Origin of the sequence: Runella sp. MFBS21 (genome assembly GCF_029433105.1) — a bacterium.
Classification (GTDB): Bacteria; Bacteroidota; Bacteroidia; order Cytophagales; family Spirosomataceae; genus Runella.
Genome location: NZ_JARNTW010000001.1, coordinates 46799 through 70660 on the forward strand (window position 1 = coordinate 46799; position 23862 = coordinate 70660).

Sequence of the window (23862 nt, forward strand, 5' to 3'; positions counted from 1 at the left end):
AAAAATTATTCTGATTTTAAGCTCTTTACGGGGTTCATCAAAGCTGCTTTGATGGTCTGAAAACTCACGGTAAGTAATGTGGTCACCAAGGCACCTGCTCCCGCCGCCACAAAAATCCACCAGTTTATTTCTGTACGATAACTATATTTTTGCAACCAGTTATTCATAAAATAGTAGGCAATGGGTGCCGCGATTAGGCAAGAAACAATGACCAATACCGCAAAATCTTTTAAGATTAAAGTCCAGATATTGGTTACTGTAGCGCCTAATACTTTACGGATTCCAATTTCTTTGGTGCGTTGCTCCGTAACAAACATTACCAAACCGAGTAGCCCCAAACAGGAAATGGCGATAGCAAGGATGGCAAAAATTATAGATAGACTTTTTACCAAAGATTCCGTTTTGTACAAATTTTCAAACTCCGCTTCCACAAACTTATAGGTAAATGGAAAGTCGGGATTTAGTTTTTTGTGAATAGTTTCGATTCCATTCAATGCCTCCTGGGTACGTTCTCCCTCTATTCGTATCAAGCAATATCCGTGAGATAATTTATTTGAATGTCGAATTATCATAGGCTCAATAGGCATAAGCATCGAATTGAAATGAAAATCTTTAACTACACCTATTATTTGCCCTGTCTTACCCCAAAACGTCAAAGGCATACCAATGGGCGACTTGTAGCCAATAATTTTCAGAGCAGCCTCATTGATTATGTAACTTGTAGAATCTGCAAATTCTCTCGAAAAATCACGACCTTGAAGCAGGGTGGCTTTCATCGTATTTACAAAATTGTATTCTACCGCTATTGGATTAAAGTTGGGACTTGAATTCGGATTTTTTCCCTGCCATTCTACACTTCCGGTGGTGTTGTCGTTACTTATAAATTGGTTTGAAATCTTACTCAAACTCTCTACTCCATCAATCTTCTTTAATTCATTTTCAAAAACTTCAAACTGTTTGCTGAGCGTGCCCGTAACAGGTAAATAAATCAGGTTTTGTTTTTCATACCCAATGTTTTTTGAATGGATAAAATTGATTTGTTTTGAAATAATCAAAGTGCCTATAATAAACACCGTAGATAAAGTAAATTGAAAAATGACAAGTCCTTTTCTAAGGGAAATGGAGTTTTGGTTCACTTTTAGATTATTTTTCAAAACAGCTATAGGACGAAAAGCGGTCAAAAAAAGTGATGGGTATAAGCCTGATAGTAAGCCAACTAAGAGTAATAATCCAAAAATAAATAACCAAAATGATGGCTCGTGGTAAGGCAAAGCAATTTGCTTATTAGTAAAACTATTAAAACTGGGGAGAATAAAGCCCGCGGCAGTCAAAGCAAAAAATAGGGCAATAACAGAAAACATAAAAGCCTCACCCATAAACTGACCAACCAAAGATGACTTTTCAGCTCCGATTGCCTTTCTTACGCCAATTTCTTTGGCTCTTTTGAGGGATTGAGCAATGCTCAAATTCATGAAATTGATACAGGCAATGAGCAAAATAATAATAGCCACTACCGTAAATAGCTTTACATAGTCAATTCTCCCGCCCGCAGTCTCTCCATTTTCAAATCTTGAATTGAGGTATGTTTCTTTGAATGGCTGAATGCCAAGCTCTAAGTGATTGTTTTCTGTTTTATAACCTTTTGAAAACTTGCCAATGAAATGTTTGAGTTTGGCATTTACCTTGGCTTCATCCGCATTTTTCTTTAATAACACAAAAGCTCCGGGGCCTGAATTATCCCAATCGTAAACCCAAGGCTCACGTTCTTTGAATAATTCCCAGCTTATCAAATAATCCAGCTTCAAAGATGAGCTTTCGGGCATGTTTGCATACACGGCTTTGATAGTAAGGTCTTTGTAATTATCAAATTTGATAGATTGATTGATGGCTTTTTCGGCACTCCCAAATAAGGCAATCGCCATTTTTTCAGAAATTGAAATAGATTCGCGAGTTTTAAGTGATTCGTTTACAGTGCCTTGTAAGAAAGGATAAGAGAATATTTTAAAAAAATCTTCACCACTATATCCACCGATAAATTTTAGTTTTTTGTCTTTTACTGCAAAAGTCCGTGCCTCATCTCCGCTCCAATTGCAGGATAGTTCTACCTCTGGAATGGTTCTTTTTAGCTCCTCGCCCAGTAGCCCTGGCGTATCGTAATAGCCGGTTGCTTTTCCATCAATAAATTCTTTACTTGTTACGGTATAAATTCTATCCCCTCTTTCATGAAATGTGTCAATTTGCAGTTCATCTTTTACCCATAAATAAATCAGCAAACTACAAGTTAGTCCTATCGACAAACCTGTAATGTTTATAACGCTAAATGCCTTATTTTTGAGGATATTTCTCCAAGCGATTATGAAATAGTTGCGTATCATAGCAGGGCTGTATGTGTAAGAGGTTGAATACTTAGAATGGGCACTAAAACGACGTCGCAGAAAATAAGGGCGACAAAAACGAAGCACTTCAAAGAAATACATCCAACGGGCTCGCTGCGCTCCAAGCTCTTCGGCCTGAAACGCAAACTGCTCGTGCAAATCCCCCAGCAGCTCTTCGTAAAGCTCCGAAGGGAGAAGCCAACCCAAAAATCGGTCGGCCCAACGTGGTGGACTGGGTTGTTTTTCCATCACTCAAGAAAAAGAAGGATTTGGAATAGCATCCCACAGCTCATTACGCACTTGTCGCATTTCGGCCAAGGTACGTTTACCCAATGCCGTGATTCGGAAAAAGCGCTTTCGACGCCCACCACGCTCGGACGTAGCGCCCCCGAGCTCAGATACGACAAAGCCTTTTTCTTCCAAGCGATACAATGCAATGTGTACCCCGCTCAGACTGATGAGGCGGTTGTTCATCCGCTGTTTTAATTCCGCCGCAATCGTGACGCCGTAAGCTGTCCCTTCCAGCACAGCGACCGTGAGTAAAACCAATTCTTCAAATTCACCTAAGTAAGAGCGCCCCATGGGTATGTTAGCGTGTTTTAATATTTCATTATTATTTGCTAAACAAATAACCATGCCATGAAAAAAACAGCTGTTTCAAAAGCTTAGTATAACCAAATTATCTTCGGCATCTGTTCAACCTCGCCCCCTAAATCCCCCTCTCCTTTCTGGAGATGGGGACTTTTAAAGCCCTTCTCCTAGCAGGAGAAGGGTTGGGATGAGGTTGAATCCAAAGAATATTTTGTAACCTGTTACTTTTGAGACAGCCTCTTTTGAAAAACCTGTGTCCGAAATCGTACAGGGTTTGTCCGCTGGTGACCAAAGACTTTCCAAGTTTGGATGTTATCGTTTCTGAACCTTGGAAAGTCTATCCGTCGATGAAAAAAGACATTCCAAGTTTTTGAAACTTGGAATGTCTGCGCCATTACTCCGCCTTCAAACTCTTCACGGGGTTTACCAAAGCCGCTTTGATGGCCAAATAACTGACGGTCAAGACCGCTACGATCGTAGCCAACACGCCCGCCAGCGCAAAAGCCCACCACGGCAAGTCGATTCGGTAGGCAAAATCGCGTAGCCATTGGCTCATGGTATAACCCGCAATCGGCGAGGCAATGAGGGTGGCAATGAGAATTAATTTGAGGTAATCGGTCAATAACAAGGTCACAATTCCCGTCACGGAAGAACCCAGTACTTTGCGCACCCCAATTTCTTTGGTGCGTTGATGGGTGGTAAAGGCAGCCAATCCGAATAACCCCAAACAGGCAATCAGCACGGCTAAGCCTGCAAAAACGGCAAATAACTGGCTGATATGCTGCTCCGATTGGTACATCTTGCTAAAACGTTCGTTTAAGAACGAATACGCAAACGGATTATCGGTAGTAGCTTTCCATTGTTGTTCTATCTTTTGGAGAAGCGTCGGAATATCGTTGGTCTGAATGCGTAACGCAAGCTGATTGTTGTCTTTACCGTAGAAAATAACCAAAGGAGCGATGTGCTGGTGCATGGATTCAAAATGAAAATCTTTGACCACGCCTACCACCGTATAGGTACGTTTACTGCCCGCTGAGCCGTCGCCTACGGTAGAAATTTGCTGACCAATCGGATTTTTAAAGCCATAAGTCCGAACGGCGGCTTCGTTGAGCAAAACCGAAGTGTTTTCGGTGGAAAAAGCTTTGGAAAAATTACGCCCTTGCGCCAAGCCAATCCCCAAGGTCGGCAAGTAATCTTCGTCGATGTAGTACCCTTTGGTACGATGCGTGGCGGTACGTGCTCCGTCCTGAATCTGAACTCCGTCAACATTTTGACTGGTGTGTCCCGCTGGCAAAAAACCAGCAGATGCCACTTTCACAACCGATGATAATTTCGCCAGTTCAGCTTTAAATGCATCAGCTTTGGCTCCTAACACGTGCGTATCGTGCAGCACCAGCACTTGTTCTCGGTCAAATCCCACTTTTTTGTTTTGCATAAATTGGATTTGACGATTGGCCACGATGGTCGCAACAATCATCCCAATAGAAACCACAAACTGCGTGGTTACTAAGGCATTGCGCAACCAACCACCCCGCCCGCCAATTTGCAACTTACCTTTTAACACCGTAATGGGCTTAAAAGAGGCTAATACAAACGCGGGATAACTTCCTGCCAACAAACCAATCACCAAGGAACACACCACCGCTCCCATGAGAAGCCGTCCATTGACGAGGTCATTGACGGTAAACTGTTTGCCCGATAACACATTGAAACTAGGTAAAAGCAAAAAGACCAAAACCAGTGCCAGTACCAATGCAAAAAAAGTAAGCAAGACCGACTCGGTCAGAAACTGAGTAACTAATTGCGTCCGCACCGAACCCAACACTTTCCGTATTCCGACTTCTTTGGAGCGGCTGGCCGAACCTGCCGTTGATAAATTGGTAAAATTGATACAAGCCAATAACAGAATAAAAAACGCAATGACCGAAAAGATATAGACGTACTTAGCATCGCTGTTGGCTTCTAATTCATCGTCCAAATCAGAACGCAAATGAATATCCGTAATCGGTTGAAATTGAAAACCAAAACGATTGCCTTTTTTCTGAAATTCGGTAAAGTCCATGCCAAAAAACTCTTTGATTTCGGGCGCAATGTACTTACTGACAAACCCCCGACTGATGGTTTCTACCTGCGCCAGAGAATGTCCTTCCCGAAGTCGTACGTACGTATAAGCTCCACTCGCCAGCCACTTATCCCCCGTTTTGACCGATTCAAACGACCCAAACATATCGTAGTGAAAATGGGTGTTGGAGGGAACATCTTCACAAACCCCCGTTACCCGAAAAAGCCCTAAATTGCCCAAAGTAAGGGATTGTCCGATGGGGTCGGCCTTGCCAAAATACTTTTGGGCAGTTGTTTTCGTAAGTACCACCGTATTGGGTTCAGCGAGTGCATTTTTGGGGCTTCCTTTCATCATCGGAAGCGAAAAAACGGAGAAGAAGTTAGAATCCACAAAGGCAACTTTTTCCTCTTTTATGATGTCCTGACCATGTTTGACCAAAAAAGCCCCTTCTTTCCGCAGTCGAGTAACAGCCTCTACCCCTGACGATTCGCGCAGCAGGGCTTGTCCCGAAGGCCCCGTTGAATAGGCTAAATTGATGTCTTTTTCATCCATACGCGCGTGCATCGTCATTCGATAGATGCGGTCTGCGTGTGCATGGTAGCTATCGTAGCTCAATTCGTGCAACACGTACAGTACAATCAGCAGGCAAGAAGCGAGTCCTACCGATAAACCGACGATATTGATGGCCGTAAATGCCTTTTGCCGCCACAAGTTGCGGAAAGCGATGGTTAAATAATTGGATAACATGACTGTAGAGGGTTGATTGGAATAACTGGATTTGATGGTTTGTCGTTTGGTAAAAAAGGGAGTAAGGCAATGGAATACAGCCCACAGGTACTCGCGGCGGGCGCGAGCGATGCCTACTTTTGCTACTCGCTTATGAAAGTTTTCGTGCAGGTCACCCTGAATGTATTCCAGTAAATGAGGTGCAACAAACCATTCCAAAAGCTGATCGGCCCAGCGGGGAGGTTGGTCTGGCAAAGGGTTGGTTGACTTTTTCATACGGGCATTTAAAACGGATTGGCTGATAAACCCATGAGTTCAAGTTTAGCTTGCGGTATCGACTGCCAAAGGCGGGTGCGGGTTTGTTGGATTTCCAGCAATACTTCACCACCTGCGGCAGTCAGCGCAAATAATCGCTTGCGCCTCCCTCCTCGTTCGGCCGTTGCCCCTCCCACCGAGGACGACAAAAAGCCTTTTTCTTCCAAACGATACAGCGTAGTATGTACCGCGCTGATGGTAAAGTCGCGGCCCGTTTGCTGCTGAAGTTCCTCCATAACGGGGATTCCATATACGTCTTCATTGCAAGCGGCAACCACCAGTAGCACCAGTTCTTCGAGTTCTCCCAGTATCGTTTTTCTCATAAAATGGTCGGTCTTTGATTAGATACAATTTTTTAGATGAAATAATCGTGCCACAACAAAAACCACCTTTGTTGAAGCTATTTTCAAAAATCAGTGTCCGAAATCGTACAGACATTGTCCGTTGATGGATAGCTTGAAGGAAAAAAGACTTTCCAAGTTTCAAAAACTTGGAAAGTCTCCCGTATTGGTTTTACTCCGATTTTAAACTCTTCACCGGATTCATCAAAGCCGCTTTAATCGCTTGATAGCTAACCGTCAGCAACGCAATTCCAATCGCTCCTAAACCCGACGCCACAAATATCCACCAAGATAGGTTAGTACGGTACTCATAATGCTGTAGCCAATCGTTGAGCAAATAGTAGGAAATTGGCGCTGCGATGAAGCACGCAATCAACACCAGTAAGGCAAAATCTTTGGAAAGCATTTGCCAAAGCCCAGCTACACTAGCTCCCAACACTTTTCGAATACCGATTTCTTTGGTACGTTGCTCGGCAATAAACGAGGCTAACCCAAACAACCCTAGACAAGAAATCAAGATCGCTAAAAGGGCAAAGAAGGCCGCGAGTTTGCCAATTCGTTCTTCGTCGCTGAACTTCCGACCGTAGACCTCATCCACAAAACTATACTCAAACGGCGCTTCGGGATTGTATTTTTTGAATACGGCAGCCACTTTGTCCAATGCCTTGCTTGTCCCCAATTGAGAAGAAAGTTTGAAGCTAATCGTGTTGACTGCGTTGTAATTAATGGTATAAAAAGCAGCGTTAACAGGCTCAAAAGGCGATTGTCGAATCATGTTTTTAATGACCCCGATTACTTTATATTCCTTACCACTTCGGACGATTTCGCCGATGGGATTTTTGAAGCCCATTAGCTTCAATGCCGCTTCGTTGATAATCATAGCCGAAGAATCGGTAGAGAACTTTCTTGAAAAATCACGACCCTCTATCACTTTCCAGCCTACCGTTTTGCCAAAATCGTGGGTAACTTGATTCGCCATGAACAACGGTTGGGTATTCGGCGTTTTTCCTTTCCAAGAAATATTGGTGGTTCCGCCATACTGACCTGTAATAGAACCACCCGACTCCGCAAATTCGACTACTGCACCCGTATTAAGCAAATCATTCCGCAAGGCGTCATAATGAGCGTAGAGTTCGGGCGTATTCATGTTGATTTCTACCAAACTACTACGCTCATAGCCTGAAGGGCGGTCTTTGGCGTGTTGAATCTGCCGAAAAACGGTGATGATGCCAATGATTAAAGTAACTGAAACCGTAAACTGAAAAACGACCAACACTTTGCGAGGAACGGAGGCAAATCTCGATGCTTTGAAAGTGCCTTTCAATACCTTAATCGGCTGAAAGGAAGATAGATAGAGTGCTGGATAACTGCCTGCAATCAGCCCCGTAAGCAAACTAAAGCCTAACCCCAGTAGCCAAAACCAAGGGTTGGCCCATAAAATGGAAACTCGTTTATCTGCGATTTCATTGAAATAGGGAAGAGCGAGTTGGGTGAAAATCAATGCGACTACAAATGCAATGAGGGTAATGACAAACGACTCACTCAAAAATTGAAAAATTAATTGGCCACGTACCGAACCAACCGACTTGCGGATGCCCACCTCTTTGGCTCGTTTTTCGGAACGGGCGGTGCTTAGGTTCATAAAATTGATGCAGGCCAATAGCAAAACAAACACCCCAATGGCACCAAAAAGCCAAACAAAGTAAACAATGCCACCCGCGTTTTTCCCGTCTTTAAAGTCGGTGTACAAATGCCACTGTTTCATCGGATGTAAGAAAAAGGCAGGCTTATAGCCAGGCGGGTCTTTGCGCTTCATGCGAATATCCTTGATTTTGGCCGACACCGCCTCCGCACTTGCTCCTTCTTTCAATTGTGCAAATACCTGAAATGAATTCTCATCCCATTCGTCCAACGCTCTTTTGACATAAGCATCGTTGGCCACAAACAATTCCCAAGGTGCTAGAAAAAGTACATCTCGAAAATCGCTGTTATACGGCAAATCTTCATACACACCCGTCACCTTTACATCGGTTTTGTTGCCCATCCTAATGGTTTTATTGAGTGGATTTTCGGTACCAAAAAATGCTTTGGCCACCGATTCGGAGAGAAGAATACTGTTAATGTCTTTCAATCCATCAGCGCTACCCGCCAACATCTTGAAAGACATCATATCCACAAAGTCGGGCTGGACATAATTGCCACTTTTGGTCAATTTCTTGTCACCTACCGCCAAAATCACGTCGCGGGTATAAGTGGAGAGGCTGGTCGCCTGAAAATCAGGGTACTTACTGCGCAGTTCATCCGCCATTGGAATAGGGACAGAATTGTACGAAGAAATCGTCCCGTCAAAATTCACAAATTGCCATACTTGGGCGATACGGTCGTAGTTTTTGTGGCTTTTATTGAACGACAGTTCGTCCCAAACCCACAAGCCAATCAGCATCGCTACGGCCATGCCAGTTGCTAAACCGAAGATGTTGATAAACGAGTAACCTTTGTATTTCAACAGGTTACGAAAAGCGATTTTGAAATAATTACGTATCATGGTTGGGCTGTATAAGTAAGTGGTTGGATATTGAGTAGACTTACGTTTAATGTTCGAAAGGTGTATATAAGTTAGGGCATCACGCCAATAGCGCTGCCGAGCCTTACCTTCTCCGAGTCGCTTAATGCGCAAAGCGTAGCGTTCGTGCAAATCGCCTAGAATCTCCTCGCGCAGGTGTGGAGCAAGGAGACAATTTAGCCATTTGTCAATCCAAACAGGTGGTTTGTGTTTCATATGGTTTGGGTTGGTAGAGACGTTGCATGCAACGTCTCTACGCCGATTTATTCCGTCTTCAAGGATTTCACAGGATTCATCAACGCTGCTTTGATAGCCTGATAGCTAATGGTCAATAGCGCAATAAACATTGCCGACGCTCCTGCCACGACAAACACCCACCATTCGACGTTGATGTGATATGCAAATTCTTCCAGCCACTGTTGCGTTGCCCACCAAGCCAATGGAAACGCAATACCGTTGGCAATCAATACCAGCTTTAAGAAATCTTTGGAAAGCAATGTTGTGAGACTAAACACACTCGCTCCTAATACTTTACGAACGCCAATCTCCTTGACACGTTGTTCGGCCGTGTAGGTAGCCAAACCAAACAACCCTAGACAAGCAATAAAAATAGTGGCCAACGCCGCCCAAATCAGCATGGTTTCGCGACGGTGGTCGTCGGCGTAGAAGCGGGCTAATTGTTCGTCCAAAAAATGATATTCCAACAAATGAGCAGGATCAATTTTTATCAAAGCTTCGTTTATTTTAGCCAAGGTATTCGGAACGTCGTTTCCTGTAATTCTTGATGTAAAATAATCAATCGAATGCACGGGGTTGTTTTGGTAGGCCAACACCATAGGAGCAATTTTTTCGCGAAGCGACTGGAAATGAAAGTCTTTGACAATGCCGACCACGCGTGCACGGAACGTTTGGCCATTGCGGAGCGGGCTGTAACTTCCTCCCATGGAGCGTTCGGGGATTTCGACCAATTGCCCTGCGGCTTCCTTAATTTTCAACATGCTGGCTGCTGTTTCATTCAACAGAATAGACGTAGAATCGTCTGTGCCTGCAAAATTGCGTCCGTTCACGAGCTTTACTTCAAAGGTATTGGTAAAGTGCTCATCGACGCCCAACAAATACGAAATCGAATGTTCGTCGGTGTTACCTTCGGGACGAATTTTAATGGTAGGAATGTTTTTCCATTCGCCTGGTACCCGCGTTGTTACCGAAATATTCTTTACTGTAGCTATCTTACTGATTTCATTTTTGATTGTTTGGGCATTTTTGCGCACGTCTCCCGAATTAATATCTACCACTAATAACAACTCTTTGCTAAATCCTAAATCTTTGTTGCTGACGTACTGAATTTGACGAAATAGCACAATCGTCCCGATAATCATCACAACTGAAATCGTAAACTGAAACACAACCAAGCCTTTCCGCAGTGACAAGTCTCCTTGGTTTTGTAGTTTGAGGGTTTTTAACAAAGCAAGCGGGCTAAAACGTGACAGTAAAAATGCTGGATAACTCCCCGAAATCAAGCCCGTTAGCACCACGGCAATGGTCGTGTACAACCAAATACGGTAATCGGAATGGAAGCCAAGCGAAAGCTGCTTTTCGGTAAAAGCATTGAAAGACGGCAAAAGAAGATTGACAAACCCAATCGACAACACGAACGAAAGTAAGGTTACGAGCAACGATTCAAACAAAAACTGGTTGATTAAATGACTTCGAAACGCGCCGTTGGCTTTGCGAACGCCAATTTCTTTGGAGCGGTTGGTGGCTCGTGCGGTCGTCAGGTTCATATAATTGATGCAAGCAATCAGCAATACAAAAAGAGCGACTATTCCAAAAATTTTGATATACAAAATACTCCCTTTGCCTGAGCCTACGTTGGTAGAACCCGTAGCAATATGGTCAGAATGTAAACGCATATCAGTAAGTGGTTGCAACAAATAACCGACTGTTGTTCCTGTTTCGAATTTATAGTTGGCCTGAACCAAGGCATTTATTTTTGTGCCAACCAGCTGAGATTGAGCACTTTTTTTTAATAAAGCATAGACCGTATAATTGTGCGAAGACCAATCTGACGCATTAGACTGCTGAAACTCAGCATCGTCGTTGAAAGTACTTTCGGATAATAAAGACTCAAAATCAAAACTTGAATTGCTCGGATGATTTTTAATAACTGCCGTGATTTTGAGTGGTTTTTCCGTAAAATCAAAACGAAGTATTTTTCCGACAACCTCGGTGTTATTAAATAGTTTTTGAGCAATTTTTTCAGTAATCACAATCGAATTTGGTTCTTTTAAGGCTGTTTGCTTTTCGCCTGCAATCGTCTCAAAATCAAATATTTTCATAAAATTCTCATCTGCCAAATTGATGGTCAAGTGAAATTTGTCTTTGGTTTCAGGGTTTGACAAATTATCCCGGCCAAAACTCGTCATACGCGCCGTTGTCTCAATTTCTGGAATACTTTTCTTTGATTCTTCGGCCAATTTATAGCTTACGGCCGCAATCGTAAGGTCATCGGTTTTGGTCTTTTTGTGTTCGATGACTCGATAAATGCGCGACGCGTTACGGTGCTGTTGGTCAAAGGTTAATTCATCAAATAAGTACAAACCAATGATAAGGAAACACGTGATTCCGAAAGTCAGGCCAGCCACGTTCAAGGCCGTATACAATTTGTGGCGAGTAAGGGTACGAAAAGCGATTTTGAAATAGTTGCGTATCATGGTTGGGCTGTATGTATAGGTTGTTGGATACGGATTAGATTGGCGCTTGATGTTTGACCAACGGACATATGCGAGGGCATCGCGCCAATAGCGTTGACGGGCGTTTGACTCACCCAACCGCTGTGTGCGGCGTTGGTAGCGTTCATGCAAATCGCCCATGATTTCCTCTCGCAAATGTGGTGCGAGCAGGCGATTGAGCAAATCATCAAGCCACGGAAACGGACTAAGTGGGTTTGGAAATTTCATGACTGCACAAGGATTAGTTCCATTTTAAGGTCACTTGTGGTACAATGCGGTCCCAAAGACGGTTTCGAACTTGCCGAACGTCGTTCAATATGCGACCGCCCAAAGCCGTAACAGTAAAAATTCGTTTGCGGCGTCCTCCACGTTCGGAGGTGGCTTCTCCTAATTGAGACGTTACATAACCTTTTTGTTCTAGGCGTTGTAAGGCAGCATGCACAGCTCCTGTGCTTACAGTTTGGCCTGTTTCTATTTCCAATTCTTCGGCGATAGATACCGAGTAAGCATTGGGTGCCAGAACCGCTACGGTTAATAAAACTACTTCTTCAAATTCCCCTAAGTCGCTTCTTCGCATGAGTGGTGAAAGGTATTTTAAAGTTTAGTGCTGAGTCCCTCCAAACCTTAGAGACTGGAAGGGACTATTTTAGTCTTATTTTTAAGACAATTTTTATTTCATCTATTTCTGTATGTAAAATACCTTGCCAATTTTCAAAAAAACTACCTCGAAAGGGAGGTGTGCCAAATTATCTTCGGTCAGTGCGCTTCTTCCCCCCTAAATCCTCCCTCTGTTTTCTGCTTAGGGGAACTTGTAAAGCCCTTTTCCTGCAAGGAGAAGGGTTGGGATGAGGTTAAAACAAAAGATAATTTGGTACTCCTCTACTTCTGAAATAGCTTGTCTACCTGCTGAGAAGTGTCCAAAAACGGACAAGTGATGTACACAACTGGACGCTATTTAATCCGTTTTAAGGCTTTCTACGGGATTGTTGAGGGCTGCTCTGAGCGCTTGAAAACTAACCGAGACCAAGGCGATAACGAGTGCGAAAATAGCCACAAATATCAAATACCACCATTGGAGTTGGGTACGATAGGCAAAAGTTTCTAGCAGTTTTTGGCCTAACCAGTAAGAAATAGGCAAACTGATAATCAACGCTACACCTACAAGTTGGAGAAATTGGCCTGAAAGCATAGCCACAATATTGGTGACACTCGCTCCCAATGCTTTACGAATGCCGATTTCTTTGGTGCGCTGTTTGGCCACGAGCGAAATCAACCCAAAAATGCCCGCGCAAGCAATCAAAATAGCAAGCAATGTCACAAAGCTTATCATCTGCCAAATACTATCAATAGGCTTATAGGTTTTGGTAAGTTCGTCGTTAAGATAAAAATAAGATAAAGGGCGGCGGCTAGGTATATTTTTAAATCGCGCTTCTACTGTTTTAATGATGGTGTTTGCTTTAGTTGGGTCTTTCAAACGGATAGTTAAAAAATTACTAAGTTTTTGTTTGCCTGCATACCAATGAAGCAGCGGGTCTATGGATTCTTTCAGATTTTGATAATGAAAATTTTTGGTGACTCCTATTATTGTATAATTAGTAGGGTCATTTTGTTGGCGCAGTTGTTTGCCTACGGCGGTTTTCCAGCCAAAGGCCTTCATTGCCGCTTCATTGATAATTATATTATGATTGACTGAGTCAGCAGAATTATCCAAAAAACTACGTCCTTCAATGAAAGGGATTTTGTAGGTTTCAAAGTAATTTTCAAAGGTATTTGCGTGAAGTATACGTACACTTTGGTTAGGTTTTTTTGCGGGATAATACTCATTGAAATTGTACCAATATTTCACCGGTATAAGCGTAGAAGTACAAAACGACTCTACATTTGTATTTTGTCGCAGCTCATCCAATATCACCCTCCCCGCCGAAAGAGCCGCAGACGAATTGCGGTAATCTAGGTTGGTATTAAAAACCAAAACGTTGTTTTTATCATAACCTAGGGCGGTGGTTTTCATGAAATTGATTTGTTGTCGCAGACCCAACGTGCCTACAATCAACATCACCGCCAATACAAACTGCAATACAATCAGACCGTTTTGTCGGAAACGTCCACGGTTAGGATTGCTGGAAATCTTCCCCTTGACGGCTTCGGTAGTCTTCAATTGCATGAGGTAGTAAGCAGGATAAGTACCCGCTACGAAAGTCACCAAAAGCGAAATAGATAGTATGATTACAATTGTAGGATAGTCGTGTTCTAAAGAAATGTCGAGTTGCATGTGCCCTTCTCGAAGCTGATTGAAAGAAGGAATCAAATAATACTTGGCAAAAAATCCGGAAAACCACAAAGAGAGCAGCATAACAATGCCCGCTTCTAGCCAAAATTGTTTTAAAATCACACTTCTAGTAGCCCCAATGACTTGTTTTACTGCTACTTCCTTCAATCTTGGCAAGGCCGAAGCCATGTTGAGATTGATTAAGTTGATACTAATAATCAACAGCAGAAAAACCGCAATGGCAATAGATCCATAAATAAGCCCTTTAAATGTAGGGTTTTGATTATGAATAAAATGTTTGAATTTGCTTAGATATAAGGAGTTGTTACGAGATTCGGGTACAAAGTGAGTTTTTACAATTTGGGGGAGTTTGGCTTCTAATGCTTTGGGGTCAGTGCCTTTTTTGAGTAAGACAAATACCGGTGAAAATATATTGAACCAATTGGCTCGTTTTTTAAAATCAGGGAGAGAAAAGAGTAATTGGGTGGGAAGTAAAACTTCAAACTGCTGGGAGGAGTTGGAAGGAATAGGTTCTAATACCCCCGACACTTTAAACTGTAAAGTATCATCGAGGGTGACGGTTTTGCCGAGAGGGTTTATATTACCAAATAAATTCTGGGCGATTTTCTCGCTTATCACGATGGAATTAGGGCCTTTGAGCGCCGTGGTAGGAGTGCCATATTTTAGTGGGAAACTAAAAATTTGGAAAAAAGAGGAATCTACAAAAACGGTGCTTTCTTGGAGGTCTTTAGTGCCATAATGAATCCACGGTGAATACCAGGTTTGGATGTGGGTACCTGTTTCTATTTCAGGGTAATTTTTTTGCAATTGTTCTAAAATAGGGTAAACTGTTTTTTCATGTTTTTGGTCATTAATTTCGGTTTGGATATAATAAATCCGGTCACTATGAGCATGAAACTCATCAAAAGTGAGGCATTTTTGTGCAAAGAGGATTAAAATCACTACACATGCCATCCCTACCGACATCCCAAAGATATTGATAAGCGAAAAAAGACGATTTTTCCACAAATTGCGAAGGGCAATTTTGAAGTAATTTTGTATCATAACGCTTAATTTAGTTGTAGGTTAATCTTAGATAGACCTGTCGACTTTTGGAGGAATAACTTCTCAACTGATTCCGTAATTCAAACCAATGACAGAAAATCGATGGATATAGTACTTAGTTTTGGTAACAATGTACAAAGTACTCCCTAAAGTAATTAGAGATGTAAAAAGGTATGTTGGGTATTTCTGTCTTTTTGGTGAACAAATAGCTTGCCAGTACAATAAAGTGCTGATATTGTGTGGTTTGTCTCTTAAAAAAGTTACTAAAATGTCCGAAATCGTACATGTTTTGTACATTTTCGTACACTTTGTATAGATTTTCAAAAAGTGATTTATAACTTTTTTGAGATTATTTTTAAAAAAATTGGAAAATAATATTAGGGTAAATTGAAGGATTAGGGTCTTAGTAAATAAAGGATATTCTAATCAATCGCTCTATCAAACAACTCAACTTCTATAACGCACTTTCTCCCGATTTTCGGCAAGACCAAGTTGCATCCTCAGAAGATGTAAACGAAGGGATGGTGTATTTGGATGAAGAATTATTTATTAGAAAGGCATTTGAGGAAGATCCCAAAAAGGGCTGGGAATTGTTGTTTCGAGAATACTATACCCCTTTGTGTAGTCATGCCATTCGATACGTATATTCTCGCGAAGCTGCGAGAGATTTGGTAAGTGAAGCTTTTTATGTTTTTTGGCAAAAAGAAATTTACCTTCACATTACTACTTCTTATCGTGCTTATCTATACACGATGGTGCGTCATAGAGGGCTAAAATACCTGCAACGGGAGTTTAATCGTGATGCCAATGTAATAAGCATAGAGGCATTTGATAGCGAAGATGGGGTTTTTGTGCCTCATAGCCTTACCCCCGAAGATATCCTCAGCTATGATGAGTTATCCCAAAAAGTAGAATCTGTTATTGACAATTTATCTCCCCAAAGTCGCAAAGTGTTTATGATGAATCGGTTTGAGGGTAAGCGATACCAAGCCATTGCGGAAGAACTTCAAATTACGCTCAAGACCGTGGAAGCTCATATGAGTAAGGCGTTGGCAGGGTTGCGAAAAGCCCTCAAAAATGATGGCGCTTGGCTCGTTTTATATTTTTTCATTTCGTAAAAAAAGCCCGTTCTGCGGGCTTTTTTTACGAAATGGCGTTGGACTATTCTTTAGCCCCCATTCGTGAGAATCCTTGCTCTCTTTGTTTTATCAAAAGCGATTTCATTTCAGAGGCAATTACGGGTTGTTTTTCCAGTAAATTAGATGTTTCTCGTGGGTCGTTTTCAAGGTCATAAAGTTGAGCTTCCAGATGCTTCAAGGGCGATTCATCTTTCGACCAGCCTCCGCTACCCTGACCTTCTACGTATTTCCATTTACCTTTTCGAATAGCAAACATGCCACTAATAGAATGGTGTATGGTACTTACGCGATTAGCCTTGGTGGGGTTTTTGGATGTGAAATAAGTAGAAAAGTCAAAGCTATCTTGAGCACTGTGGGCAGGAAGACTTTGCTTAGTTAAAGTAGCAAAAGTCGCCATCATATCCGTGAGGCATACTGTTTGAGATACACTACGAGGGTTTTTGAAAGCAGCAGGCCAACGCACTAAGAAAGGAACTCGATGCCCGCCTTCCCAAATGTCAGATTTTTGACCCCGATAGATATAATTGGCTTGATGGGCTGGAAATTTTTCAGCATCACCAGGTTTCCAGTCAGCACCATTGTCGGAGGTAAATATCACTAAAGTATTGTCTTTGACTCCTGCTTCATCAAGAGTCTTCAAAATACGGCCTACTACATCGTCGGTATGAGTTACAAAATCACCGTAGATACCAGCCTTCGACTTACCCTGAAAATCGGCGGCGGGTAGCCAAGGAGTATGTGGACTGGTTAGGGGCAAATACAAAAAGAAAGGCTTTGTGTCTCGACTCGCTTGTTGGATGAAAGTTTGTGCTTGTTGGGTAAAGTGGTCGAGAGTTTGTTCGAGTTTAAAATGCTCTGCCCCTTTACCCGCTCTCCAAAAAACACCTCTTGGGTTGTTGTTGCCCGCAATATCGGTGATGACTCTTTCGGTAGGTTTGCCATTTTCGAGGTAAACATAAGGCGGAATATCCAACGACGAAGAAATAATATAACTATAATCAAAGCCGAGGTCATTAGGGCCTTTTACTAAATCACTTTTAAGGTCAACATTGGTTGCAGAAGCCTGTTCGGAAGGGCTGCCCAATTCTTGAGGCTTTAGGTTGGCATTGCTGGGCCAATTGAGTCCTAAATGCCACTTCCCGATAGCCGCTGTTTTGTAACCAGCTTGTTTTAGCAAATCAGCCACTGTAAATCTTTCTGGCTCAATCAGCATAGGAGAGTAGCCCCCTAATACCCCTTTTTTAAGTGGTGAACGAAAGGCATAACGACCCGTAAGCAAACCATAACGCGTAGGAGTACAAACGGCTGAACCTGAATGAGCATCCGTAAAGCGTAAACCTTCTTTTGCCAATTGGTTTAAGTGTGGTGTGAGAGTTTGGGCATTGGGATTGTTACATTGTGTATCACCATAGCCCATGTCATCGGCCAATATAATGATGATATTAGGGCGAGAGAGGTTGAACTCAGGTTTTGTTTTGGTAATGAAAGCCGAAAAACCGACCAATGTTACCGAGGCCAACGAAGCTAGAATTTTATGAGTGACGATTTTCATATCTATAAAACAATAAATATCGGTTAATTATAGCCGGGATTTTGGTTTCCTAAACGAGCATTATTGATAAATTCAGTAGCCGGAATGGGGTACAAATATTGTTTTTTATTGGTAATAGGATGAGTAATCGTACGCGCCGTAGGAAATTTTAACGCCAGTAAAGAGAGTTGTTGTTGGATAGTTGATTCCAAGATTCCCCAGCGGTTCAAATCAAAATACCGCTTCGTTTCAAATGCCAATTCAATACGGCGTTCGGCTCGTAGGGCTTTTCTAAAATCTGCTTGAGAGGGTAGTTGGGTAGCATCTAAGGCTGCTAAGCCCGCTTTTGTGCGTACTTGGTTTAATAGCACAAATGCTTGACTGTTTGATTGATAGGTTTTTTCGTTGAGTGCTTCTGCTTTGGCTAGCAGGATTTCGGCATAGCGAATCAAGGGAAGATTCCAAGTGCTTCTTCCATTAGGGTCTTTGGTGTTGTAGTATTTGTGGACATAGTTTAAGCTACCGACAGGTTGGGAAGCATCAACAAAATTGGCTAATCCATAATTACTCAAAATCACCGCTTTACGCGTGTCTCCATTTTCAAATGCTTGTACGAAGCCATTGCCCGAAGAAGGCCCTCCGCCTTTGCCTTTTAAGTTGTCATCGGTTGGGAGAATTAGAGCGCTGCCATTAGGAGTACTAGTAGGGGCAAAAAAAGTACTCATATTGGTAGTGGTAGAAGCATCTATTCCGCCGTATTGAACTTCAAATAAAACGCCCGTACCGTTTTCGGCAGAACCATTAAAATAAGAAGCATAATCGGCCGCTAAACTGCGCTGTCCGATGATTTTATCGGTATTTTCAATGACCGCATCCCACTCCTCTAATTCCAAATGAACCAATGCTTTGAGGGCTATGGCCGAAAGTTTGGTGGGGCGTCCAGCTTCATTTCCGCTGGTTCCGCCCGAATAAGTAAGGGGCAGTAATTCTATCGCACTCGTCAAATCATTTTTAATTTGTGTATAAACTTCGGGAATACTTGCCCGTGGTACTTCCGAATCATTTCTTTCTTTGATTTCTTTCACAATGAGAGGTACTCCTCCAAACAATCGAACCAAATTGAAGTAATAAAAAGCGCGTAAAAATTTGGCTTGCCCTTCGGTATAGCTTTTGGTTTGGGGATTTGAAAAGGTAGTTAATCCCAAATTGTCGATGACGGAGTTGGCCCGCGTAATACCTTGATAAGTAGACTGCCATACTGTTTGTGAATGTGTAAATACAGGCTCGGCCACAAACAAATCGGGCTCTAGCTCGTTACGCCAAGTCCAGCCGTCGTCGCTTGCCAAATCGGTGAGACGTTGCATAGGCCCTTTGTACAAGCCTTGGAGGGGCGCATATACACCGTTGAGGGCAGTGTTCATCCCAGCTTCGGTCGTAAATAAATTTTCTAAAGCAATTTGACCTTGCATTTGGGGTTCTAGGATGCTTTTACAGCTAGATACTAGCCAAAGCCCTAAAAACAATATCAGATAGGGAGGTTGTATGATCTTTTTCATAGAGTTGCTCTGATTTTAAAATCCGATTTGTAAAGAAGCCGAATACATTCGAGTAAGAGGATAAGGGGTATTGTCGATACCGGCTGATAGTAAGTCATTACGGCTAGAAGATTCGGGGTCTAATCCTTGATATTTGGTAAGCGTAAGCAAATTGACAGCCTGAAGAGAAACCCGTGCTCTACTAAGTTTAAGAACGTTGAGTAAAGAAGAAGGTAAATCGTAGGAAACACTTACGTCTTTCAAGCGAAGAAAATCGGCATTTTCGAGAAAGCGACTTGAGGCACGGGTGGCAAGATAGGTGGTATTGCCCCCCTGCGAAGGCCGAGGAATGGTATTAGAAGGGTTGGTGGGTGTCCAAAAATCGGCGACTTCGACGAGTTGTTGATTAAATGGTACAGAGCGGGCGTTTAGATTTCGCATCGAATTGTAAAGCTGATTGCCCGCAGAAAATGTTGCAAATACTGAAAGGGAAAATGGCCCATAGCTGAAAGTATTGGTCAGTCCTCCAAAGAATTTGGGGTGAGGCGTGCCCAAAATCGCTTTATCACCAATGTCAAATTTTCCATTTCCATTGATATCAGCATAGCGGGGGTCGCCTGGGACGGCTCCATACTGCGCTGCTAAGTCTTTGTCGGCAGTTTGCCAAATGCCCACAAACTCATAGAGATAAAAAGCTCCCACGGGCGAGCCTGCGCGGGTTAAATTGGCTGGCTCACCTGGCAACTCAAGCGTATAACCTGGAATTTCTAAGGGAGCACCTATAGAATTGGTACCAATGTCTAAGACCTTGTTTTGATTATAAGTAAGATTGAAATCAGTGGTCCATGCAAACTTTCCGACAAAGTTGCGGGAAGAAAGTGCCAATTCCACACCTTGATTTTGTACAGAACCAATATTGATAGTAGGGTTTTCAAGTACACCCGCCGTAAAAGGTACGGGGGTTCTTACCAGTAGCTTTTCTGATTTTTTGGTATAATAATCAATGGTTACAGAAAGACGGTTTCGCAATAATCCAAAATCTATGCCCGCATCTAATTGCTTGGCTGATTCCCATTGCAAATTAGGGTTTCCAATATTTTGGGGGGCGTTTCCTACTACTACGGTATTGCCAAATACGTAGGGAGCCGCACCTGCACGGGTGATAAAAGCATAATCTCCAATGTTTTGATTTCCCGTAAGCCCATATCCGACGCGTATTTTAAGGTCACTCAACCAAGTTTGGTTTTGCATGAAAGCTTCTTCCGAAACGCGCCACGCGGCAGAAGCTGATGGAAATACCCCATATCTTTTGTTGGCCCCAAATTTGGAAGACCCATCTCTGCGAACAGTAGCGGTGAGTAAGTATTTACCTTCATATCCGTAATTTAATCGCCCAAATAAAGAGGCCAAACCAGAGGTAATGTCAAAGCCATTTCCTGTAAAATTGGTTTGATTGGATAATTGATTGAGGGCATTGTCTACCGTCCCAGTACCAGTTATGTTACTACCTTTATTGATATAAGATTGAGCTGAAGTTCCAACCAAAGCTTTTATATCATGTTTGCCAAAAGTTTTGGCGTATTGAAGGGTAGCATCTGTCACCCAGTTGATTTGCTGCCCCGTAGATGTAGTTGTACTACCTTGGTCAAGGGCATAGATGCCTACTTTATAAACTGGTAAATAGGTAAAATCATTTTGGAAGACCAAATCTGCTCCTGCATTGCCCGAGAGAGTAAGCCCTGATAAAAGCTCCCAATCGGCTTTTATATTTCCTAATAGCCTACTGGAAGTAGATTTTCGAGTGGGTAAATATAAGTCAATGAGCGGATTACGATTTTCTCCAAAGTAAGGGTCTGCGGTATTTGTGATTCCTTTTAAATTACCATTTTGGTCAAAGGGCTCTACATAGCTATGTACCGAAATCGCACTTTTGTAAGCACCTCCGTGAAAACTGTCGTTGTTGACAGGGCTTTGCTCTTGGCGACTTCCTGATAAGCTAGTAGCAAGTCTAAATTTAGGACTAAAAGTAATGTCGTTGTTGGCCCGAAAGAAAAACGAGGATAAGTCAGAAGTTCGAATCACTCCTTTTCGATTCAAATAAGAAGCCGATACCGCAAAGCGGTTTTTTTCGCTACCCCCACTAATCCCTAAGTTGTAATCTTGGCGGAAACCCGTTTGTGAAACCAGATCTTGCCAATCTGTATTGACACTCCAGGCAGGATTGCTGAGGTCTTCATAAGTGGTAGTGGTACGGTTGGTGTTTTTGAAAGCTTCAATAAAGAGCTGCCGTTGTTGTTCGGTACTCAACACATCATAGCGTTTGGCTATCTTTTCTACCGCTTGAGATGTACTAAAAGTAAACTCTGTTTTGCCCGCTTGTCCGCGACGAGTAGTGATGTTAAGAACGCCATTGGACGCGCGAGCACCATAAATAGCCGTTGCAGACGCATCTTTCAAAACATCAATAGCTATAATATCCTTTGGGTTGATAGTAGAAAAATCGCTACTGAACAACGGAATCCCATCCACTACAATCAACGGATTGTTGCTGCCCGTCACAGAACCTATGCCACGAATATTGATAGTAAAGCGCCCTGCCAAATCTCCGCCCGTTTGTTGAATTTGTACCCCACTTGCCCGGCCCTGTAGCGCTTCCTGAAAGTTAGAAACAGGCCGACTTTGTAACGTTTTTTCTGAAACTCTAGCCACTGAACCTGTAATATCACTTACTTTTTGGGTACCATATCCTACTACTACTACCTCCGAAAGGGCCCGATTGTCAGGGGTCATTGAGATATTAAGAATTGAATTGCTACCTACTGCTACTTCCTGAGGATTGTATCCTAAAAAGCTGAAAACAAGTATACTAGTGGTATTTGTTACAGAAATTTTGTAATTTCCTTCAGCATCAGAGTTGGTGCCATTGGAGGTTCCTTTCTCTACAATGTTGACGCCCGGTAAGCCTTTTCCATTTTCATCTTTTACATTCCCACTAACCGTGACTTGTATGGTATGAAGTGGTGTAGGCGCCAAATGACTTTTAGGTGTTTCTAAGGGGATGTCTTGAATGATTGTACTGGTTTTTTCGGATTCGGTCGTAGGAGCTGTATCGGTCTTTTTATCAGGAAGAATGAGGTAAGTATCTTTACGGGTCTGCTCATATTTCAAACCTGATTTTTTGAGTAAAGTATGCAGCTTTTGGGGCAAACTTTGGGTACGATTGACCGATTGGGCATCCAAAGTGATGCCTTCTACTAATTTTTCGTCAAAGACAATATTGACCTGATAGCGATTCTGCAAATCCAGTAAGGCATCGCGTAATTTAACCCGAATCGTCTGCGTAGATTCAGTGCGGGTTTTGACTCCTTGGTAGGCCATTGCTTGGCCTTGAGAAGGTACAGGATAAAGCAACCACATCCATATACACAAGCCGCAATGAAAGATAAAATGTAGGTATTTATACATAAGTAGAGGTTTAGGCTTGTTAAAAGTCTGAGAAAATAGGAGGAAATGAATACGTTATTTTTCTGATAATACTACCACTGACTCTTCGAGCCTTTGGAGTTGCAGATCAAGGAGACGGGTCATCATTTGTAGTAATTCTTCCGCATTGGTAGCGGGATAATTACCCGAGAGTTGTCGCATAGCCAAGGCAGAGTCAGGAATCTGTACAGTAACTCCAAACTGCTCTTGTATTTTGCGGGCTATTTCGATTAGGGGTGTTCTATTAAATACAAATCGATGCTCTTTCCAAGCTACTTGCTCGGTTATGTTTTGTTGGGGTTGTAGATGGAAATGCCCTTGAACATTCACTGTAATTACATCTCCCGGACGAATGTCCACTGATTTTTGGTGTTTTAAGTGACGCAACTTTACTTTCCCGTGGCTAAGCGCCACTTTGGAACCGTGGCCACGGCTATATACTAAAAACTCTGTTCCTAATACTTCGACTTCTAGGTGGTCGGGAGTGTGTACAAAAAAACGGCGATGGTCTATCGTATGTACCACAGAAAATTCCGCTTCGCCTGATAACTTTACTTCACGATGATTACTCAAAAAAGCAAAGCGAGGAACTTGCAATGTTGAGTTTGCATTTAGCACCACGCGGCTATCATCGGGTAGGCGAAGGGTTTGGATTTGACCAAAACCAGTAGTGTAAGTTTTATAAAGAAGAAAATCTTGTGCCCACCAACATCCGATTAATAATAATATGACCGAAGCCGCGGCTATCCAAATCTTATAAATTGGTGATTTGTGAATAGATTCGAGGGGTGATTCTGAAAACTGCGGCGTGGGTTCTGACAATTGTAGGGTGAGCCGTTTGAAATCTTCTTCTATATTAGGCTGGAACTGTAGGTTTTCTTTTTCCCATTCATGCAGCATTCGATAAAATATTTCGCGATTGGTTTCGCTCTGTAACCATTCTAGGATAAGCTGCTTCTGGATAGAAGTAGCGCGTCCTTCGAAATAAGCCCACAAAATATTTTTATTAAGTCGGGTGTCCATTGAATGAATGCCTTTTGTAATGAAGACCCCATTTATAATGTTTACCCTAATAGGAGATTGAATAATTTTTGAAAAAACTATAGAGGAAAAGGCTTAACTCTAAAAATGCGTA

The 23862-nt window shown here is 42.5% G+C and carries 13 protein-coding genes; 1 reads left to right on the forward strand and 12 read right to left on the reverse strand.

The window, feature by feature from the left end; all coding sequences use genetic code 11:
• Window positions 1-5: 5 nt before the first annotated feature.
• The 8 genes from P1X15_RS00135 to P1X15_RS00170 form a co-directional block, all read right to left on the reverse strand.
• Complete coding sequence (locus P1X15_RS00135; RefSeq protein WP_277336886.1) at window positions 6-2624, reverse strand: FtsX-like permease family protein; 2619 nt, start codon at window positions 2622-2624, stop codon at window positions 6-8.
• A 3-nt stretch (window positions 2625-2627) separates the two neighbouring features.
• Entirely contained in the window at window positions 2628-2957 is a 330-nt protein-coding gene (locus P1X15_RS00140; RefSeq protein ID WP_028523458.1) for a helix-turn-helix transcriptional regulator, read from the reverse strand.
• A gap of 403 nt (window positions 2958-3360) precedes the next feature.
• Window positions 3361-6030, reverse strand: coding sequence for an ABC transporter permease (locus P1X15_RS00145; RefSeq protein WP_277336119.1), 2670 nt, complete (start codon window positions 6028-6030; stop codon window positions 3361-3363).
• An 8-nt stretch (window positions 6031-6038) separates the two neighbouring features.
• Entirely contained in the window at window positions 6039-6392 is a 354-nt protein-coding gene (locus P1X15_RS00150; protein ID WP_028523456.1) for a PadR family transcriptional regulator, read from the reverse strand.
• A 190-nt stretch (window positions 6393-6582) separates the two neighbouring features.
• Entirely contained in the window at window positions 6583-9189 is a 2607-nt protein-coding gene (locus P1X15_RS00155; protein WP_277336120.1) for an ABC transporter permease, read from the reverse strand.
• Window positions 9190-9236: 47 nt separating this feature from the next.
• Window positions 9237-11933 carry an ABC transporter permease gene (locus P1X15_RS00160; protein WP_277336121.1) on the reverse strand — a complete coding sequence of 899 codons (2697 nt, stop codon included), beginning with the start codon at window positions 11931-11933 and terminating at the stop codon, window positions 9237-9239.
• 13 nt (window positions 11934-11946) lie between these two features.
• Entirely contained in the window at window positions 11947-12282 is a 336-nt protein-coding gene (locus P1X15_RS00165; protein ID WP_277336122.1) for a PadR family transcriptional regulator, read from the reverse strand.
• 378 nt (window positions 12283-12660) lie between these two features.
• Window positions 12661-15039, reverse strand: a complete 2379-nt coding sequence (locus tag P1X15_RS00170) for an ABC transporter permease (RefSeq protein WP_277336123.1) — start codon at window positions 15037-15039, stop codon at window positions 12661-12663.
• A gap of 521 nt (window positions 15040-15560) precedes the next feature.
• Here P1X15_RS00170 and P1X15_RS00175 point away from each other — a divergent pair.
• On the forward strand, window positions 15561-16157 hold the full coding sequence (locus P1X15_RS00175) for an RNA polymerase sigma-70 factor (protein WP_277336124.1): 597 nt from the start codon (window positions 15561-15563) through the stop codon (window positions 16155-16157).
• Between the two features lie 43 nt (window positions 16158-16200).
• Here the strand turns inward: P1X15_RS00175 and P1X15_RS00180 are convergent, their stop codons facing one another.
• The 4 genes from P1X15_RS00180 to P1X15_RS00195 are packed head-to-tail and all read right to left on the reverse strand — an operon-like array spanning window position 16201 to window position 23750.
• Window positions 16201-17730 carry a sulfatase-like hydrolase/transferase gene (locus P1X15_RS00180; RefSeq protein WP_277336125.1) on the reverse strand — a complete coding sequence of 510 codons (1530 nt, stop codon included), beginning with the start codon at window positions 17728-17730 and terminating at the stop codon, window positions 16201-16203.
• A 23-nt stretch (window positions 17731-17753) separates the two neighbouring features.
• On the reverse strand, window positions 17754-19265 hold the full coding sequence (locus P1X15_RS00185; RefSeq protein WP_277336126.1) for a RagB/SusD family nutrient uptake outer membrane protein: 1512 nt from the start codon (window positions 19263-19265) through the stop codon (window positions 17754-17756).
• Window positions 19266-19280: 15 nt separating this feature from the next.
• A complete protein-coding gene (locus tag P1X15_RS00190; protein ID WP_277336127.1) occupies window positions 19281-22709 on the reverse strand; it encodes a SusC/RagA family TonB-linked outer membrane protein in 3429 nt (1142 codons plus the stop codon).
• Window positions 22710-22763: 54 nt separating this feature from the next.
• A complete protein-coding gene (locus tag P1X15_RS00195) occupies window positions 22764-23750 on the reverse strand; it encodes a FecR family protein (protein WP_277336128.1) in 987 nt (328 codons plus the stop codon).
• Window positions 23751-23862: the final 112 nt, after the last annotated feature.

What these genes read in the sequence shown, in the direction of transcription:
- P1X15_RS00165 (WP_277336122.1), bottom strand. Translation starts at nt 12,282, where the DNA reads ATGCGAAGAAGCGACTTAGGGGAATTTGAAGAAGTAGTTTTATTAACC.
- P1X15_RS00195 (WP_277336128.1), bottom strand. Translation starts at nt 23,750, where the DNA reads ATGGACACCCGACTTAATAAAAATATTTTGTGGGCTTATTTCGAAGGA.
- P1X15_RS00135 (WP_277336886.1), bottom strand. Translation starts at nt 2,624, where the DNA reads ATGGAAAAACAACCCAGTCCACCACGTTGGGCCGACCGATTTTTGGGT.
- P1X15_RS00140 (WP_028523458.1), bottom strand. Translation starts at nt 2,957, where the DNA reads ATGGGGCGCTCTTACTTAGGTGAATTTGAAGAATTGGTTTTACTCACG.
- P1X15_RS00185 (WP_277336126.1), bottom strand. Translation starts at nt 19,265, where the DNA reads ATGAAAAAGATCATACAACCTCCCTATCTGATATTGTTTTTAGGGCTT.
- P1X15_RS00180 (WP_277336125.1), bottom strand. Translation starts at nt 17,730, where the DNA reads ATGAAAATCGTCACTCATAAAATTCTAGCTTCGTTGGCCTCGGTAACA.
- P1X15_RS00190 (WP_277336127.1), bottom strand. Translation starts at nt 22,709, where the DNA reads ATGTATAAATACCTACATTTTATCTTTCATTGCGGCTTGTGTATATGG.
- P1X15_RS00150 (WP_028523456.1), bottom strand. Translation starts at nt 6,392, where the DNA reads ATGAGAAAAACGATACTGGGAGAACTCGAAGAACTGGTGCTACTGGTG.
- P1X15_RS00145 (WP_277336119.1), bottom strand. Translation starts at nt 6,030, where the DNA reads ATGAAAAAGTCAACCAACCCTTTGCCAGACCAACCTCCCCGCTGGGCC.
- P1X15_RS00170 (WP_277336123.1), bottom strand. Translation starts at nt 15,039, where the DNA reads ATGATACAAAATTACTTCAAAATTGCCCTTCGCAATTTGTGGAAAAAT.
- P1X15_RS00160 (WP_277336121.1), bottom strand. Translation starts at nt 11,933, where the DNA reads ATGAAATTTCCAAACCCACTTAGTCCGTTTCCGTGGCTTGATGATTTG.
- P1X15_RS00155 (WP_277336120.1), bottom strand. Translation starts at nt 9,189, where the DNA reads ATGAAACACAAACCACCTGTTTGGATTGACAAATGGCTAAATTGTCTC.
- P1X15_RS00175 (WP_277336124.1), top strand. Translation starts at nt 15,561, where the DNA reads ATGGTGTATTTGGATGAAGAATTATTTATTAGAAAGGCATTTGAGGAA.